Source organism: Bacillus nitroreducens (assembly GCF_964021195.1).
On record NZ_CAXHYI020000003.1, the window covers coordinates 3,645,833 to 3,662,571 of the forward strand.

General features: G+C 38.1%; 14 protein-coding genes. 1 reads left to right on the forward strand and 13 read right to left on the reverse strand.

Annotated features, from left to right (window positions below; all coding sequences use genetic code 11):
• Positions 1-46: 46 nt before the first annotated feature.
• The 5 genes from rpoZ to ACWPVE_RS21705 all read right to left on the reverse strand — a co-directional run bounded on the left by rpoZ (position 47) and on the right by ACWPVE_RS21705 (position 4,986).
• Positions 47-280, reverse strand: coding sequence for a DNA-directed RNA polymerase subunit omega (rpoZ, locus tag ACWPVE_RS21685; RefSeq protein WP_453997043.1), 234 nt, complete (start codon positions 278-280; stop codon positions 47-49).
• A complete protein-coding gene (gene gmk, locus ACWPVE_RS21690; RefSeq protein ID WP_453997045.1) occupies positions 281-898 on the reverse strand; it encodes a guanylate kinase in 618 nt (205 codons plus the stop codon). It abuts the gene before it with no gap.
• A gap of 12 nt (positions 899-910) precedes the next feature.
• Positions 911-1,174 (reverse strand): extracellular matrix/biofilm regulator RemA, encoded by a 264-nt coding sequence (gene remA / locus ACWPVE_RS21695; RefSeq protein ID WP_010282579.1) that lies wholly within the window; start codon positions 1,172-1,174, stop codon positions 911-913.
• Positions 1,175-1,234: 60 nt separating this feature from the next.
• Positions 1,235-2,110: a YicC/YloC family endoribonuclease gene (locus ACWPVE_RS21700; RefSeq protein ID WP_453997048.1), complete on the reverse strand. Its 876-nt coding sequence runs from the start codon at positions 2,108-2,110 to the stop codon at positions 1,235-1,237.
• 185 nt (positions 2,111-2,295) lie between these two features.
• Positions 2,296-4,986, reverse strand: a complete 2,691-nt coding sequence (locus tag ACWPVE_RS21705; RefSeq protein ID WP_453997050.1) for a calcium-translocating P-type ATPase, SERCA-type — start codon at positions 4,984-4,986, stop codon at positions 2,296-2,298.
• Positions 4,987-5,167: 181 nt separating this feature from the next.
• Here ACWPVE_RS21705 and ACWPVE_RS21710 point away from each other — a divergent pair, with 181 nt between their 5' ends.
• Positions 5,168-6,880 (forward strand): Rqc2 family fibronectin-binding protein, encoded by a 1,713-nt coding sequence (locus tag ACWPVE_RS21710; RefSeq protein WP_453997052.1) that lies wholly within the window; start codon positions 5,168-5,170, stop codon positions 6,878-6,880.
• 146 nt (positions 6,881-7,026) lie between these two features.
• On the opposite strand, the gene pyrE is transcribed toward ACWPVE_RS21710, so the two are convergent.
• Genes pyrE through ACWPVE_RS21750 form a run of 8 tightly spaced genes read right to left on the reverse strand, consistent with a single transcriptional unit; the run spans position 7,027 to position 16,535 of the window.
• On the reverse strand, positions 7,027-7,659 hold the full coding sequence (pyrE, locus tag ACWPVE_RS21715) for an orotate phosphoribosyltransferase (RefSeq protein ID WP_453997054.1): 633 nt from the start codon (positions 7,657-7,659) through the stop codon (positions 7,027-7,029).
• Positions 7,656-8,372 (reverse strand): orotidine-5'-phosphate decarboxylase, encoded by a 717-nt coding sequence (gene pyrF / locus ACWPVE_RS21720; RefSeq protein WP_453997056.1) that lies wholly within the window; start codon positions 8,370-8,372, stop codon positions 7,656-7,658. The genes pyrE and pyrF overlap by 4 nt, the downstream gene beginning before the upstream one ends.
• Positions 8,372-9,283, reverse strand: coding sequence for a dihydroorotate dehydrogenase (locus tag ACWPVE_RS21725; RefSeq protein WP_453997058.1), 912 nt, complete (start codon positions 9,281-9,283; stop codon positions 8,372-8,374). Before ACWPVE_RS21725 ends, pyrF begins: the two co-directional genes overlap by 1 nt.
• Positions 9,280-10,059, reverse strand: coding sequence for a dihydroorotate dehydrogenase electron transfer subunit (locus ACWPVE_RS21730; RefSeq protein ID WP_453997060.1), 780 nt, complete (start codon positions 10,057-10,059; stop codon positions 9,280-9,282). Before ACWPVE_RS21730 ends, ACWPVE_RS21725 begins: the two co-directional genes overlap by 4 nt.
• Positions 10,056-13,268 carry a carbamoyl-phosphate synthase large subunit gene (carB, locus tag ACWPVE_RS21735; protein ID WP_453997062.1) on the reverse strand — a complete coding sequence of 1,071 codons (3,213 nt, stop codon included), beginning with the start codon at positions 13,266-13,268 and terminating at the stop codon, positions 10,056-10,058. The genes ACWPVE_RS21730 and carB overlap by 4 nt, the downstream gene beginning before the upstream one ends.
• A complete protein-coding gene (locus ACWPVE_RS21740) occupies positions 13,253-14,353 on the reverse strand; it encodes a carbamoyl phosphate synthase small subunit (RefSeq protein ID WP_453997064.1) in 1,101 nt (366 codons plus the stop codon). The genes carB and ACWPVE_RS21740 overlap by 16 nt, the downstream gene beginning before the upstream one ends.
• Positions 14,350-15,636 (reverse strand): dihydroorotase, encoded by a 1,287-nt coding sequence (locus ACWPVE_RS21745; protein ID WP_453997066.1) that lies wholly within the window; start codon positions 15,634-15,636, stop codon positions 14,350-14,352. Before ACWPVE_RS21745 ends, ACWPVE_RS21740 begins: the two co-directional genes overlap by 4 nt.
• Complete coding sequence (locus ACWPVE_RS21750) at positions 15,633-16,535, reverse strand: aspartate carbamoyltransferase catalytic subunit (RefSeq protein WP_453997068.1); 903 nt, start codon at positions 16,533-16,535, stop codon at positions 15,633-15,635. Before ACWPVE_RS21750 ends, ACWPVE_RS21745 begins: the two co-directional genes overlap by 4 nt.
• Positions 16,536-16,739: the final 204 nt, after the last annotated feature.

Sequence of the window (16,739 nt, forward strand, 5' to 3'; positions counted from 1 at the left end):
ATCTCTTAAAAAAATAACAACCTACATGAGAGGTTGTTATTTTTGGTTATTCAGTAATTGTTGGTGAAGTATCAACCGCAGTTTTATTTTCAGTTGAAGAATAAAGTATACCTGCATCAATTTCTTCTAACGCTTTTCCAACGGGTTTAACAGATACGGGTTTCTGTATCAATCCGTTATTATGATCTTGCATCTCTCTAGCTCTTTTAGCGGCAACAGTTACAAGTGTATATTTGGAATTTAGTTTATTTAATAATGAATCAATTGATGGATTTAACATTTAAAATTCTCCCTCCAGCATTTTTTTATATCGTCTAGCCACGCGGTCACGTCGACAATGTTCGGCTGTTACGATTGCATTTATACGTTCACAAGCAAGCTCTACTTGATCATTTTCAACTACATAATCATATGCGTCCATCATTTCAATTTCTTCTTTTGCAACCTTCATTCTGTTAAGAATTAAATCATCAGTTTCAGTTCCCCTCGTAACGATTCTGTTCTTTAACTCTTTCAGGCTAGGTGGTGCTAAGAATATGAATAATCCTTCTGGAAACGCCTTTCGAACTTGAAGTGCTCCCTGTACTTCAATTTCTAAAAATACATCTTTTCCTTCTTGTAAGGTTGACTCAACATAATCAATTGGAGTGCCATAGTAGTTCCCAACATATTCTGCCCATTCAAGAAGCTTGTTTTCCTTAATTAACTGTTCAAACTCTTCTCTTGACTTAAAGAAGTAGTCAACTCCGTCTACTTCTCCCTCACGTGGTTTCCTCGTTGTCATTGATATCGAATATTGAAATTTAGTATCAGGCTGTGAAAAGATCGCTTTTCGAACAGTTCCTTTTCCCACCCCAGATGGACCTGATAAAACAATTAGTAAACCTCTTTCTTTCATTCCTAATTAAACCTACCCTTCATCTGTTAACTCATCTTCTTTTGAGAGTCTTTGTGCAACTGTCTCAGGCTGGACCGCAGAGAGTATAATATGGTCGCTATCCATAATCATAACCGCACGTGTCCTTCTGCCATACGTAGCATCGATGAGCATCCCTCGATCACGAGCATCTTGTATTATTCGTTTAATCGGAGCAGATTCGGGACTAACGATTGAAATGATTCGATTAGCCGAGACAATATTTCCGAATCCGATATTTATTAATTTAATTTGCACTTAATCTCCCCCATACTATACCTCTCTATTTTCGCCGTGATAATGGCTTTATAATCAAGTTCACTCGATATTTTGGACTTGCTCTTTAATTTTCTCTAGATAACTTTTCATTTCTACCACATGTTTTGCAATTAAAGGATCATTTGCTTTTGAACCAATGGTATTGGTTTCTCGATTCATCTCTTGAACAATAAAATCAAGTTTTCTACCAACAGGTTCATTGGAATGAATGGTTTCCTTGAATTGACTAATATGGCTTTCAAGGCGTGTTACCTCTTCACTAATATCAGCTTTTTCCGCAAATAAAGCCACCTCAGTAAGAATCCGATTTTCATCAAACTCATTACCCACATATTCTTTGATTCTTTTTTCAATGCGGTCACGATACTGTTCAATTACCTTTGGAGCATATTGCTTCACATTATGTACATTTTTTTCAATTTGGCCGAGAAATGAAAGAATATCTTCGAATAATTTCTGCCCTTCAACTTCCCTCATTTGTCTCAATTGTTGCACAGCGCTTTGTATCACTTCAATGATAGCTGTTTCGAGATCTTTATTCTCCTTTTCCTTTTCTTCAATGGAGAGGATATGTTCATTTGATAGAAGTAGTTGCGTAGTTATTTTATCGGTAAGTTGATATTTTTCTTGAATTTGTTTTGTTGATAAAACGAGAGCATCTAACAAACCCCAGTCAATGGAAAGAGTTTTCGTGACGAGACCTTCTCCTTCAATTGAAAGAAACACTTCCACACGACCTCTTTTAACGTGTTCTACTATTGCCTTTTTTATTTTATCCTCTAAAAACAGTAATTGTCTAGGTAATCTTGTATTGATCTCACAGAATCGGTGATTCACTGATTTAAGTTCTGCGTAAATGGTGAAATCATGTAATTCCTTTTTAGCACGTCCAAAACCTGTCATACTTGTAATCATCATATTCACTTCCAATCTAACATAACAGGTACAAACATCATTATTTTATCATTGTTTTCAAGAATCGAATAGTTATTATTATATAATATCTCCTTAAAAACGAAAAAGGTAATAGAGTAAATCCTCCATTACCTCATAAATTATAACATAGTTTTGTTACTAAATTCCAAAAGCCAAATCTTATTTTATGCTTGTGCTTTTGACTGTTTGCTTGTTAATAATGATCCCGCTAGTAAGAACGTTGGAATCGCAGACATTCCAAGCACTAGGAGCCAATCTCTCGGATCAATTGCATATGTCTTAAAGATCGGTTGAAGTGGTGGGTAGTAAATAACGACTAACATTAATACAATTGATGATATTACTGCCCATACTAAGTACATATTTTGAAACGGATTACGATGGAAAATTGACCGTTCACTCCTACAATCAAATACATGAATAAGCTGAGCCATTACAAGTGTTGCGAATGCAATTGTTTGCGCATATCCAAGATTACTAGGATCACGATGATAGACGACCACAAAAGCTGCTAGGGTTGCGATTCCAATTAAGAATCCCCTGCTAATGATTTTCCAGCCCAACCCTCTAGCAAATACTCCTTCTTTTGGATGACGTGGGCCATGTCTCATTAAATTACCTTCAGGTTGGTCAAGACCTAATGCCATCGCTGGTAATCCATCTGTAACAAGATTGACCCAAAGGATTTGTATAGGTACGAGTGGCAATGGAAGACCCATAAGCATCGCAAATAACATCACTAGAATTTCACCAACATTAGAAGCTAACAAATATCGGATGAACTTTCTAATATTTTCATAGATATTTCTACCTTCTTTAATTGCTGCACGGATCGTTGCGAAATTATCATCAAGAAGTACAAGTGATGACGCTTCTTTCGCTACATCTGTTCCCGTAATCCCCATTGCAATACCAATATCAGATGCCTTAATTGCTGGCGCATCATTGACACCATCACCAGTCATTGCAACAATATGTCCCCTGCTTTGTAAGGCTTTGACAATTTTTAATTTATGCTCAGGTGAAACCCTTGCATATACATAAACATCATCTACAATTTCTTCGAGCTCATCTTGGTCCATTTTAGATAATGCGTTTCCATCAAGTACTTTTCCACCATGAGGTAAAATACCTAACTGCGAAGCAATTGCCTTAGCTGTTATCAAATGGTCACCTGTAATCATAACCGTCTTAATACCAGCATCCTTACATTCTCGTACCGCTGCTTTTACTTCTGGACGTGGCGGGTCAATCATTCCTTGGATTCCGATAAAGGTTAAATCAGATTCTGCTTCAAGCTCGGATACTAATTTCTGATTAGGTCTTAATGGTTTGAAGCCAACTGCTATTGTACGAAGTGCGTTTGATGCCAAATCTTCGATCGCCTTCATAATTTTATTTTCGTACTCGTTTGATAAAGTTTGTTGCCTATTGTCCCATAATACAGATTTACTTTTACCTAGTAAAACGTCTGGAGCACCTTTTGTAATGACAAATTGATTACCAGAACGATCTTTTACAATCACACTCATCATTTTTCTAGCAGAATCAAAAGGAAACTCTTCAACAACCTCAAATTGATCGGCTAAAAATTCATTGGAAAGGCCAGCTTTCATTCCTGCAACAAGCAACGCACCCTCAGTAGGGTCTCCGTCAAGTACGATTTCATTCTCGGTTTGTTTTAATGAAGCATTATTACATAACACACCAAACGTCAACAGTTGTTGAAGGGTTTTATTTTCAGATGGTCTGATCTCTCTATCTCCAAAAAAGAATTTACCTTCTGTTTCAAAGCCTGTACCAGAAACAGACCACGTCTTACCACCTGACCAAAGATGTGTAACCGTCATTTTGTTTTGTGTCATTGTCCCTGTTTTATCCGAACAAATGACAGATGCACAGCCTAATGTTTCAACAGCTGGTAATCGTCTGACAATTGCATTTTTCTTGATCATTCGTTGAACACCCAATGATAGGGCGACTGTTACAATCGCAGGTAGACCTTCAGGTATGGCTGCAACAGCTAATGATACACCTGCCAGGAACATTTCATATAGCTCATGACCATTAATAACTCCAACAACTACAACTAATAAAGTAAGGAATAATGCTACAGTGATTAAGACCTTCCCTAATTGCTCCAATCTTCTTTGTAGTGGCGTAATCATCGTTTGTGCTGTTTGAAGGAGTTCAGCAATTTGCCCCATTGCAGTATTCATGCCAGTGCCAACTACAATTCCAACACCACTTCCTCGTGTAACCATTGTTCCCATAAATGCCATATTTTCCTGGTCACCTAAGGACACTTCATCATCGCGAATCGGATCTACATGTTTTGTAACAGGTACTGATTCCCCTGTTAAGGCAGATTCTTCAATTTCTAAGCTCTTTACTTCCGTTAGTCGTATATCAGCACCAATTCTATCGCCACTTGAGAATTTGATAATATCTCCTACGACGAGCTCCTTAGAAAGAATTCGCACCCATTCACCATTCCGATATACATTTACTTGTGGTGCAGACAGCTCTTTTAATGCCTGAAGTGACTTTTCTGCTTTTCTTTCTTGGAAAAAGCCTAAAAACCCATTAATTAAAACAATTGCCATGATTGCGATGGCGTCAATATATTCCCCCAACAACCCAGAAATCAAGGTTGCGGCAAGCAATACAAGCACCATAAAATCTTTAAACTGAGCTAAAAAAAGCAAAAGTGCTGAAGGGCGTTCGGCTTCCTTCAATTCATTGTAGCCAAACTGCTTATGTCGTTGCTTTACTTCTTGTTCGGTAAGACCATTGGAAAGGCTTGTATTTACCTTTTCTTCGACTTCTTCTGTTCTGAGTTCATACCACTTCATCTGTCTTTTACACACCCCTCGCAATAAATCAATTAATCAATTAGTTATATCTCTATGAAAGCTTATTCAGTCTCGTCCAAAAAAATGCTATACTTTTTCTATGTTGCGATTTTGTTGGTACAATTAATTTAAAACTTGTAGCAGGCGTTGCTTCTATTTATATAGAAAAGAGGAAATACACATGACTTTTGATGGAATTTTCACAAGGCAAATCGTGAAGGAATTACAACAGTTACTTGAAAGCGGTAGAATTTCAAAAATCTATCAACCCTATAAAAACGAATTAATTTTTCAAGTTCGAGCAGGTGGGAAAAACCATAAACTCCTACTTTCTGCGCACCCGAGTTATGCACGCATTCATGTAACGAATGAGTTATATGAGAATCCAAATGAACCACCAATGTTTTGTATGCTACTACGCAAGCATCTTGAAGGTAGTATTATTGAAAGCATTCGACAGGTAGATATGGACAGAATTATCATCTTTGACATAAAAGGACGAAATGAACTAGGCGATGTATCATTAAAACAGCTTATTATTGAAATTATGGGAAGGCATAGTAATATCATTCTGGTTGATAAGGAAAAACAGACGATACTGGATAGCATTAAACATATATCACCAGCGGTTAATCGACACCGTACTGTATTACCAGGACATACCTATGTGTTTCCGCCCACACAAGAAAAGCTGAACCCTTTTACTGTTGATGAAGAAGCTTTCTTGAAAAAAATTGACTTTAATGCAGGGCGATTAGATCAACAAATTGTCAATCAGTTTGCTGGAATCTCTCCATTATTCGCAAGAGAAGTTGTCTTTCGAGCTGGAATTGCAAATCGCAAAACTCTACCTGGACCATTTCTCTCCATGATTGATGCCCTTAAACAAGATCAAGTGTCACCGCAAATTATCACGAAGGGGCATAAGGACTATTTCTATATTCTACCTTTACAACACCTCGATGGTGAGGCTAGGGAGTTTGCTACAATCAGTGAAATGCTTGACCGTTTTTATTTTGGAAAAGCAGAACGAGATCGTGTAAAACAGCAAGGGAACGATTTAGAGCGATTTATTATCAATGAAAAATCAAAAAATGAGAAAAAAATCAAAAAACTTAAAGCAACTTTAGTAGAATCGGAAAAGGCTGAAAAATATAAACTTTTAGGGGAGCTTCTTACAGCGAATATGTATGCAATCACCCGGGGGGATAAGGAAATTGAGGTCACGAATTACTACTCAGAAGACAATGATACAATAAAGATTCCGTTAAACCCTCAAAAAACACCTTCTGAGAATGCACAAAGCTATTTCTCAAAATATCAAAAAGCAAAGAATGCTGTGACATATGTTGAGCATGAGATAGAGAAGGCCAATAAAGAGATTGCCTACTTTGATTCTCTCTTGCAACAAATCGAATCTGCTGCTCCAAAGGATCTACAAGAAATTCGTGAGGAGCTTATGGAGGAAGGCTATCTTAAAAATAAACAGCAAAAAGGAAATAAAAAATCGAAACCCGCTAAACCAGCCATTGAGCATTATCAAGCAACTGACGGAACAGAGATTCTTGTTGGCAAAAACAATAAACAAAATGATTATTTAACAAATAAACTAGCCGCGAGAGATGATATTTGGCTTCATACGAAGGACATACCTGGTTCACATGTCATCATAAGAAGTAAACAACCTACACAAGAGACAATCCTTGAGGCTGCGACGATTGCGGCGTACTTCAGTAAGGCAAAAAACTCATCTTCCGTTCCAGTTGATTACACATTGGTACGCTATGTAAAAAAACCAAATGGTTCAAAGCCTGGTTTTGTAATCTACGATAATCAACAAACCGTGTATGTTACACCTGAAGAAGATGTTATTTTAAAACTAAGAAAACCCTAGGCTCCATGGTGCCTAGGGTTATTTTTATATCATCATGTAGTTTCGGTGTGTTTTTTAGCGAAGGCTTATAACAATTACTCCAATCCTATAGGACTTCTGTCAGAGCATGTCTTAGATTGTCACGAATAGACTTAAGAAGAGTAACGTTACGCTTTAGTCGTATTCCATTCAGATGGATTTTCACGCCAGCTTTGTAAGCTCTCAATATCATTTTCTGACACGACTTGTTTTTCTAGTGCAACATCAATTAATGTTGAGTAATCAGTTAATGAAAAAGCAGTAACACCTGCGTTTTCTAAGTTCTCTGAAGCTGTTGGAAGTTGATAAGAGAAAATCGCAACGATCCCAAGTACTTCACACCCTGCTGCTCGGAGTGCTTCAGCTGCCGTAATGGCACTACCACCAGTTGAAATAAGGTCTTCAACCACCACAACTTTTTGCCCCTTCATGATTTTACCTTCAATTTGATTCCCTTTACCGTGTGCTTTTGCCTTACTGCGAACATAACACATCGGCAATTGTAAAAGATCACTTACCCATGCTGCATGAGGGATTCCTGCCGTTGCCGTTCCAGCAATTACATCTACTTCAGGATAATGTGATTGTATTAATTCAGATAAGCCTTTTGCAATTTTACACCGAACTTCTGGAAAAGATAAAGTCATTCGATTATCACAGTAAATAGGTGATTTTAATCCCGATGACCAAGTGAATGGTTCATTCGGCTGTAAAAATACAGCTTCAATTTCTAATAAATGCCCTGCTATTTCTTTTTTCATACTTGTACCCCTTCCCATGCTGCTTTCATTTGCTTATATGCTTGTAATGGGTTTTGTGCCCGTGTAATGGAACGACCAACAACTATCGCCGATGAACCTAATTCTCTCGCTTTTTCAGGTGTCACAACTCTTGCTTGGTCACCTGTTTCATCATTTGCCCGGCGTATTCCTGGTGTAACCGTCATAAATTCATTTCCTATTCGTTGATTGATGACAGGAACTTCAAGCGAAGAGCATACAACACCATCCAATCCACTTCTTTTCGTTAACGCTGCATATTCGACAACGACATCAAGAAGATTACGCTCAATTAGTAGCTCGCTTCTCATTACTTCTTCAGTGGTACTTGTAAGCTGTGTAACAGCAATACATGTAGGTCTTGATTGGCCACTTAATGTTCCAGCTTCAAGTCCCTCAAGAGCGGCTTCCATCATTCTCCTTCCTCCTGCAGCATGTACATTGACCATATCTACACCAAGCGCAGCTAGGCGCTTCATACTGGAAAATACAGTGTTCGGTATATCATGAAGCTTTAAATCGAGGAAAATAGCGTGTCCTTGTTCTTTTAAAAATTGGATAACGGATGGTCCTTCCTGATAGAAAAGTTCCATACCTACCTTTACGTAAAGCTCTTCTTCTTGAAAATCTTTTAGAAATCCTTTAGCTTCTGTAAGGTTTGGAAAATCTAACGCAATAATAAGCGGTCGTTTCATTACTTCCAGCTCCTTCCTTGACAATCAGAAATATGCTCGAAACCATATTTATCTAGCAATCCTGGAAGTTCGTCGATAATAGTTGGACAGACATATGGGTCCACAAAATTGGCAGTACCTACTGCGACAGCACTTGCACCCGCATAAACATATTCAAGTACATCTTCAGCTGTTTGAACGCCTCCCATACCAATGATTGGGATCGATACTACTTGACTGACCTCATGTATCATACGAATCGCAACTGGTTTGATTGCTGGACCAGATAGACCACCCGTTTTATTTGCTAGGATAGGATTTCCCGTTTTAAGGTCGATTCTCATACCAATTAATGTATTTATCATCGTTAACCCATCTGCGCCTGCTTCTTCAATGGCTTTTGCCATTTCAATGATGTTTGAAACATTTGGAGATAATTTCACATATACAGGTACACTTGATACTTCTTTTACGTATCTCGTTAGTTCTGCAGCAACCTCAGGAATCGTCCCGAAGGCAATTCCTCCTGTTTTCACATTGGGACAAGATATATTCAATTCTAGCGCATGAACATTCGGTGCTTTTGAAATTTCTTTGGCCACTTCTACATAGTCTTCAATTTGTGAACCAGCCACATTCGAGATAATTGGCACATCAAATTGCTCAAGCCACGGAAGTTCATCAGATATAACTTTTTGTAGGCCAGGGTTTTGCAATCCAATTGCATTTAACATCCCCGCACTCGTTTCTGCAACTCGGGGGGTGTTATTTCCGAATCTTGGTTCTAGAGTGGTTGCTTTAATCATAATGGCACCTAGTTCACTTAAGTCATAAAACTTTGCGTACTCCTTACCAAAACCAAAACATCCTGATGCTGGCATGATTGGATTTTTTAGTGATAAACCTGGTAGTTCAACTTGAAGTCTGTTCATAGTACCACCTCCCCAATCTTGAAAACTGGACCATCGCTGCAAACCTTTTTATAAGAATACCCTTCAGGATCATCTTGCAGATGACATACGCAGGCAAAACATGCACCAATGCCACAGCCCATTCTTTCTTCTAATGAAATAAAGACATTTCGATCAGGGTAGCTTGTTTCTAGTGCTTTTAGCATAGGTGTTGGACCACAGGAATAAAGAGTGTCAAATGTAAGATTTTCATTTTTAATGACATCCGTTACAAACCCTTTCGTCCCAACTGACCCATCTACAGTAGCAATATAGGTTTGGCCTAATTGATTAAACTGTTCTTCATAAAATACAGCAGATTTAGTTTGGAATCCAAGTACGTGGACTACATCTACACCTTTTGATACTAGTTGTTTTGATAATTCATAAAGAGGGGGAACACCAATCCCACCACCAACTAGTAATGCTGTTTGTCCTTGTTTTACTTCTTCAACTGGAAAACCATTTCCTAAAGGACCAAGAACATCAACTGTTTGATCAATTGATTTTTCAGAAAGGACTCGGGTTCCGAGTCCTTCCTTTCGATAAATCAGCGTGAATTCTTGCTTTTCTCTGTTAATATTTGCAATACTAATCGGTCTTCTTAGTAAAGGATCAAGGCCATCACTCACTTTTACATGGACAAATTGTCCTGGGTGACTCATTTCCTGTACTAAATCACCAGTTAATGTAAGTTCGAATATATCTTTTGCAATTTGAGTGTGACTTGTTACTTGCATTAGTTCCTTTTTCATCATGAGTGTACCACCTCACGATTTTGTACGTGAGAACCCATTGCATCACTTGAGAACGTCATGGATTCAAGAACTTCCACAATTGCTTTTGCTGTATCCAATGATGTTAAGCATGCAACACCATTCTCGACTGTTTCTCGACGGATTCTAAATCCATCTCTAGCAGGTTGCTTTCCTTTCGTTAAGGTGTTAATGACAAACTGTGCTTTTCCTTGGCGAATAACATCAATAAGATTTGGTGTTTCAGAACCAATTTTATTGACAACCGTAACAGGAATATTTGCTTTCTTTATATAACTTGCCGTACCACTTGTTGCTAAGAGTTTATAACCAATTGCATGGAATCGTCTAGCAATTTCAAGTGCTTCTTCCTTATCTTTATCTGCAACTGTTAATAAAACGGAACCGTAATTTGGAATCGTAATTCCTGAAGCAACAAGACCTTTATATAAAGCTTTTTCTAGTGTATTGTCTCGTCCCATAACTTCACCAGTAGATTTCATTTCAGGTCCGAGTGAAATATCGACATTTCGAAGTTTCGCAAATGAGAAGACAGGAACCTTCACATAAACTCCTTCACTTTCTTTCTGCAGACCTGTTTCATAACCTAAAGATGGTAATGAGTGTCCGAGTATTACCTTTGTCGCAATGTTCGCCATCGGTACTCCCGTAATTTTACTTAAAAATGGTACTGTACGGCTCGAACGTGGATTTACTTCAATCACATATACCTCTTCGTTATAAACAACAAATTGAATATTGAGTAGACCGATAATATTTAACCCTTTTGCTAGTGAAATTGTATGATCCACAATTTGTTGTTTGACATGTTCTGATATCGTTTGTGGTGGATATACAGCAATTGAATCACCTGAGTGTACTCCCGCTCGCTCAATATGTTCCATAATTCCAGGAATAAATACGGTTTCTCCATCAGAAATTGCATCTACCTCAATTTCCTTACCTGTTAAATAACGGTCAATTAAGACAGGATGTTCTGGATTTATCTTCACCGCATTTTCCATATAGTGAAGAAGTTCTTCTGTTTGGTAAACAATCTCCATTGCCCTTCCGCCTAGTACATATGAAGGTCTCACTAAAACTGGATAACCAATTGATTCAGCGATAACAACGGCTTCTTCAACTGAAGTTGCTGTTTTTCCTTTTGGTTGAGGAACTCCAAGCGAAACGACTGTTTGCTCGAATTTATCTCTGTTTTCTGCACGGTCTAAATCTTCTAGAGATGTACCTAAGATTTTTACCCCACGTTCAACTAAAGCACTTGCTAGATTGATAGCCGTTTGACCACCGAACTGTACAACTACACCTTCAGGTTGTTCAAGGTCGACGATATGCATAACATCTTCGATTGTTAAAGGTTCAAAATATAATTTATCTGAAATACTAAAGTCTGTTGATACTGTTTCAGGGTTGTTATTAATAATGATCGCTTCATAGCCCGCTTGATTAATTGCCCATACTGAATGTACCGTCGCATAATCAAATTCAACCCCCTGTCCAATTCGGATTGGACCAGAACCAAGAACAATCACACTTTTGCGATCCGTAACAATTGATTCATTTTCATCCGCATAAGTTCCGTAGTAATAAGGTGTTGCAGATTCAAATTCTGCTGCACATGTATCAACCATTTTATACACAGGAACAATTCCCGCTTGTTTACGAGTTTCATATATGTCAATCTCGGATTGATTCCAAAGTTTAGCAATAATTGTATCCGCAAAACCTTTCTTTTTCGCAATCGATAATAGTTCTAAATCGCCAATATGATGACGTAATTTTTCTTCTAGTTTGATAATATTTTCAAACTTTTGAAGGAAAAATAAATCAATTTCACACCATTCGTGAATTTGTTGGATGCTTACACCACGTCTAATCGCTTCTGCAAGATAGAATAAACGTTCATCTCCAGCTTTCTTAATTCGCTTCTCAATCGTTACCAGGTCTGCGTTTGTTGCATCTTCAAGCTCAATATGCGTGACATTTGCCTCAAGTGAACGAACTGCTTTTAAAATCGATTCTTCAAAATTCCGTCCAATTGCCATAACTTCTCCAGTTGCTTTCATCTGAGTTCCTAATAGACGATTAGCAGACTCAAACTTATCAAATGGCCAACGTGGAATCTTTGTCACAACGTAGTCAATCGTTGGTTCGAATGCTGCATAGGTTGTTCCTGTCACAGGGTTTTTCATTTCGTCTAATGTTAATCCTACGGCAATCTTCGCTGCTAATTTAGCAATTGGATAACCAGTAGCTTTTGATGCTAAGGCAGATGAACGACTGACACGCGGGTTAACCTCGATAATATAGTAATTGAAGCTATACGGATCAAGCGCCAGTTGTACGTTACAGCCACCTTCAATTCCAAGCGCACGTATAATCTTTAAAGATGTGTGACGTAACATTTGATATTCGCGATCACTTAATGTTTGACTTGGCGCAACTACAATAGAATCACCTGTATGAATACCAACTGGATCCACATTTTCCATGCTACATACGACAATGGCGTTATCTGCTGAGTCACGCATCACTTCAAACTCAATTTCCTTATAACCAGCAATGCTTTTTTCTAAAAGACATTGGGTTACTGGACTATTTTTTAGCCCACTTGAAACAATTTCAATTAACTCTTCCTCATTTGTACAAATTCCACCACCGGTACCTCCTAATGTGAAAGCAGGTCTTACGATAACTGGATAACCAACTCTTTCAACAAAACGATGGGCTTCTTCTAGGTTATGAATGATATCACTCTCTGGTACAGGTTCATTCAGTTCATTCATTAAATTACGAAACAAATCACGGTCCTCAGCTTGTTGGATGGCTGATAGTGTAGTTCCGAGGATTTCGACACCACATTCTTCAAGAATGCCTGAATTTGAAAGTTCAACGGCCATGTTCAAGCCAGTTTGTCCCCCAAGTGTTGGCAGAATCGCATCTGGTCTTTCTTTACGGATGATTTTACTAACAAACTCTAATGTTAGAGGCTCGATGTATACTTTATCTGCAATTTCTACGTCTGTCATAATGGTCGCAGGGTTAGAGTTAACTAGAATAACTCGGTATCCCTCTTCTTTTAATGATAAACAAGCTTGTGTACCTGCATAATCAAATTCAGCAGCTTGCCCAATCACAATCGGACCAGACCCGATTACTAATATACTTTTAATGTCTAAGCGTTTTGGCATAGCTCTTCGCCCTCTTTCTTGGAGTTTTCAATCATCTGTAAAAAGTCGTTAAATAAGCTATTTGCATCGTCAGGACCTGAAGATGCCTCAGGGTGAAATTGCACAGTAAATGCTGGGTATTCGATATGACGTAAGCCCTCAATCGTGTCATCATTTAATGCCATATATGTGACTTCAAGTTTTGTTCCCAATAATGATTCTTTATTTACGGTAAACCCATGATTTTGAGAAGTGATACTGATTTTTCCTGTTTTCATATCTTTTACAGGGTGGTTTGAACCTCTATGTCCAAATTTCATTTTTTCTGTTTCTGCTCCATTTGCTAAAGCAAATAGTTGATGGCCAAGGCATACCCCAAACAGTGGCACCTTTCCAAGGAGATCTTGAATCATTTCGATTGCTTCAGGTAGATCCTTTGGATTTCCTGGTCCGTTACTTAATAACACTCCATCTGGACTTAGACGTAAGATTTCTTCGGCTGTCATATTGTACGGAACAACAATTACGTCACAGTCTCGTTTATTTAATTCATGAAGGATGCTATGCTTCATTCCAAAATCTACTAGAACAATTCGATGTCCCCGACCTGGACTTGGATATGCACTCTTTGTTGAAACTTGTTTAACTAGATCTGTTGATACAGGTGTATTTTTAAGTTCCTTAACAATCTCGTCAACATTAACGTCCGTCCCACAAATCGCACCTTTTAATGTCCCATTTTGGCGAATCTTTCTTGTTAACTTCCTTGTATCAATTCCTGAAAGACCTGGGATATTATTTGACTTAAGGTATTCATCAAGACTGAATTGACTTCTAAAATTGGAAGGATGGTCACAAACTTCGTTCACAATTAGCCCGCTGATTGAGGGATGAATAGATTCGAAATCATCTCGATTAATCCCATAGTTCCCAATTAACGGGTAAGTAAGTGTTACAATGTGCCCACAATTAGAAGGGTCAGAAAGTATTTCTTGATAGCCTGTCATTCCTGTGTTAAATATTACTTCACCTATTTTTTCTGTTTTGCCCCCAAAACCTTCACCTACAAAAACAGTACCATCTTCTAAAATCAGTTGTCGTTTCATGCAAGTACACTTCCTTTCTGCCAAACAATGCGGCCATTAACGATTGTCATAACTGGCCAACCTTTACTCTCCCAACCAGCAAAAGGAGTGTTTTTTCCTTTTGATACAAAGTTGTCAGGATTGATTGTTTCTTTAGCATGTAAATCAATGACTGTTAGATCAGCACTTTTTCCAATTTCTAAGCTTCCAAATGGTAGATTAAATGTATTTGCTGGTTTACTAGTTAAAAAGTCTACTAATTGCTTAAGTGTGATTTTGTTTGTCTCAACAAAATGTGTATAGAGAAGTGGGAATGCTGTCTCCAATCCAACAATACCAAAAGGTGCTAATGCCATTCCCTGTGCTTTTTCCTCAGTCGTGTGTGGTGCATGGTCTGTTGCAATAAAGTCTATTGTTCCATCAAGAAGTCCTTCAATAAGTGCTTCTAAATCTTCCCTTCCACGTAGTGGAGGATTCATCTTATAATTTGTATCTAGTCCAGGGATATCTTCATCACATAGTAATAAATGATGTGGAGTTACCTCAGCTGTCACATGGATACCTGCACGCTTAGCGTCTCTAATGACTCGAACAGATTCCTTCGTACTTACATGGCAAACATGATAGTGACAACCAGCAGCTTCAGCTAATAATACATCCCTTGCAATATGTACGGATTCACATACTGAAGGAATACCATTGATTTCGTGTTTCTTCGAAAACTCACCCTCATGAACTGCACCTTTATTAATAAGGGTATTTTCCTCACAGTGGGCAACGATTGGCATATCTATGGCTGCAGCCTGTTTCATTGCTTCGAGCATCATTCCAGCAGATTGAATGCCTACACCATCGTCAGTGAATGCGAAAGCTCCTGCTTCTTTTAATCCATTCATATCAACTAAATCCTCACCAAGCTCACGAATGGTAATAGACGCATATGGAAGAACATTAACATGAGCTGTATCCTTAATTCTTTGTTGTAGCTTATTCATTTGTTCAACTGTATCTGGAACTGGTCTTGTGTTAGGCATTGCGCAGATTGTAGTGAAGCCACCCTTCGCTGCTGCAAGGCTTCCTGTTTCAATTGTCTCTTTATGTTCTCCACCAGGCTCTCTCAGATGAACATGGACATCAACAAACCCTGCAGATACGAACATTCCATCGACATCAATCACTTCACAATTTGTGGAATCAATTTTTGTACCAATGGCCTCAATTAAACCATCCTTAATTTTGATATCCGCTGCTATTAGTTCACCTTGTTCGTTTAATATCTTGGCGTTTTTTAATACAGTGCTCATATTAAAATTCCTCCTTCAACCTGTTGTAATACTCTTTTTAGTACTGCCATTCTTACGAATACACCATTTTCCATCTGTTTAAAAATTCTTGATTGTGGAGCTTCTATCAATTCATTTGCAATTTCAACTCCACGATTAATTGGAGCTGGATGCATAATAATACTATTTTTCTTCATATTTTCACTTCGCTTTATCGTTAAGCCATATTGTTGATGATAGTCTTCCTTTGTTAGATCCATCGCAAATTTATGGCGTTCATGTTGAATACGAAGCAACATCACAACATCAGCTTCTTTAAGACCTTCGTCAAGGTCAACATACATTCCGTATGGGGTCGTTTGATCCTGCCATTCTAATGGAGCTGAAAAATATACGTTTGCCCCAAGTCTTGTTAGGCTTTGTGCGTTGGAACGCGCTACTCTGCTATGACTAATATCACCCACAATCAATACATTCAAATCTTTAAATCTTTTAAACTCTTGCTTAATTGTTAATAAATCAAGGAGAGACTGAGTCGGATGATGACCACATCCATCACCTGCATTTACGATAGGAATATTGATTCCCTTTTGTAATTCATTGAAATACTCGTCTTTTGGATGACGAATCACAACCGCATTTGCTCCGATTGATTGCAGTGTCTTAACAGTATCGTAGAGACTTTCACCTTTTTGAACACTGGATGTTAGGGATTCTAAGTTTAAAACCTCAGCACCTAATTTTTTTTCAGCTACCTCAAAGCTAAAGCGAGTACGAGTACTTGGTTCAAAAAAGAGATTCGCAATAAATGTTTGTTGTTCTAGTTTCCACTGGCTACCGTCTGCAAAAAGCTCTGCATCAAAAAGAATGCGATCAATATCTTCAACACTCAACTCAGACATTGTAAGTAAATGATTCATTTTCTCTCCTCCTAATCATAAAAGCACTAGGCCATTCGGACATTATGAGCAATGCCCTCACCTATCTTCTACATATTCTCAAATCTAGAGGTAAGGGGCTTACTGCCCGTTAAAAGTGGGATAAAAAAACACCCTTACCTGCTTGGGTAAGGGTGTGTAAATAAGGTTTTGGACAATAAAGGGTACAAGAAAGCTATACCCTTT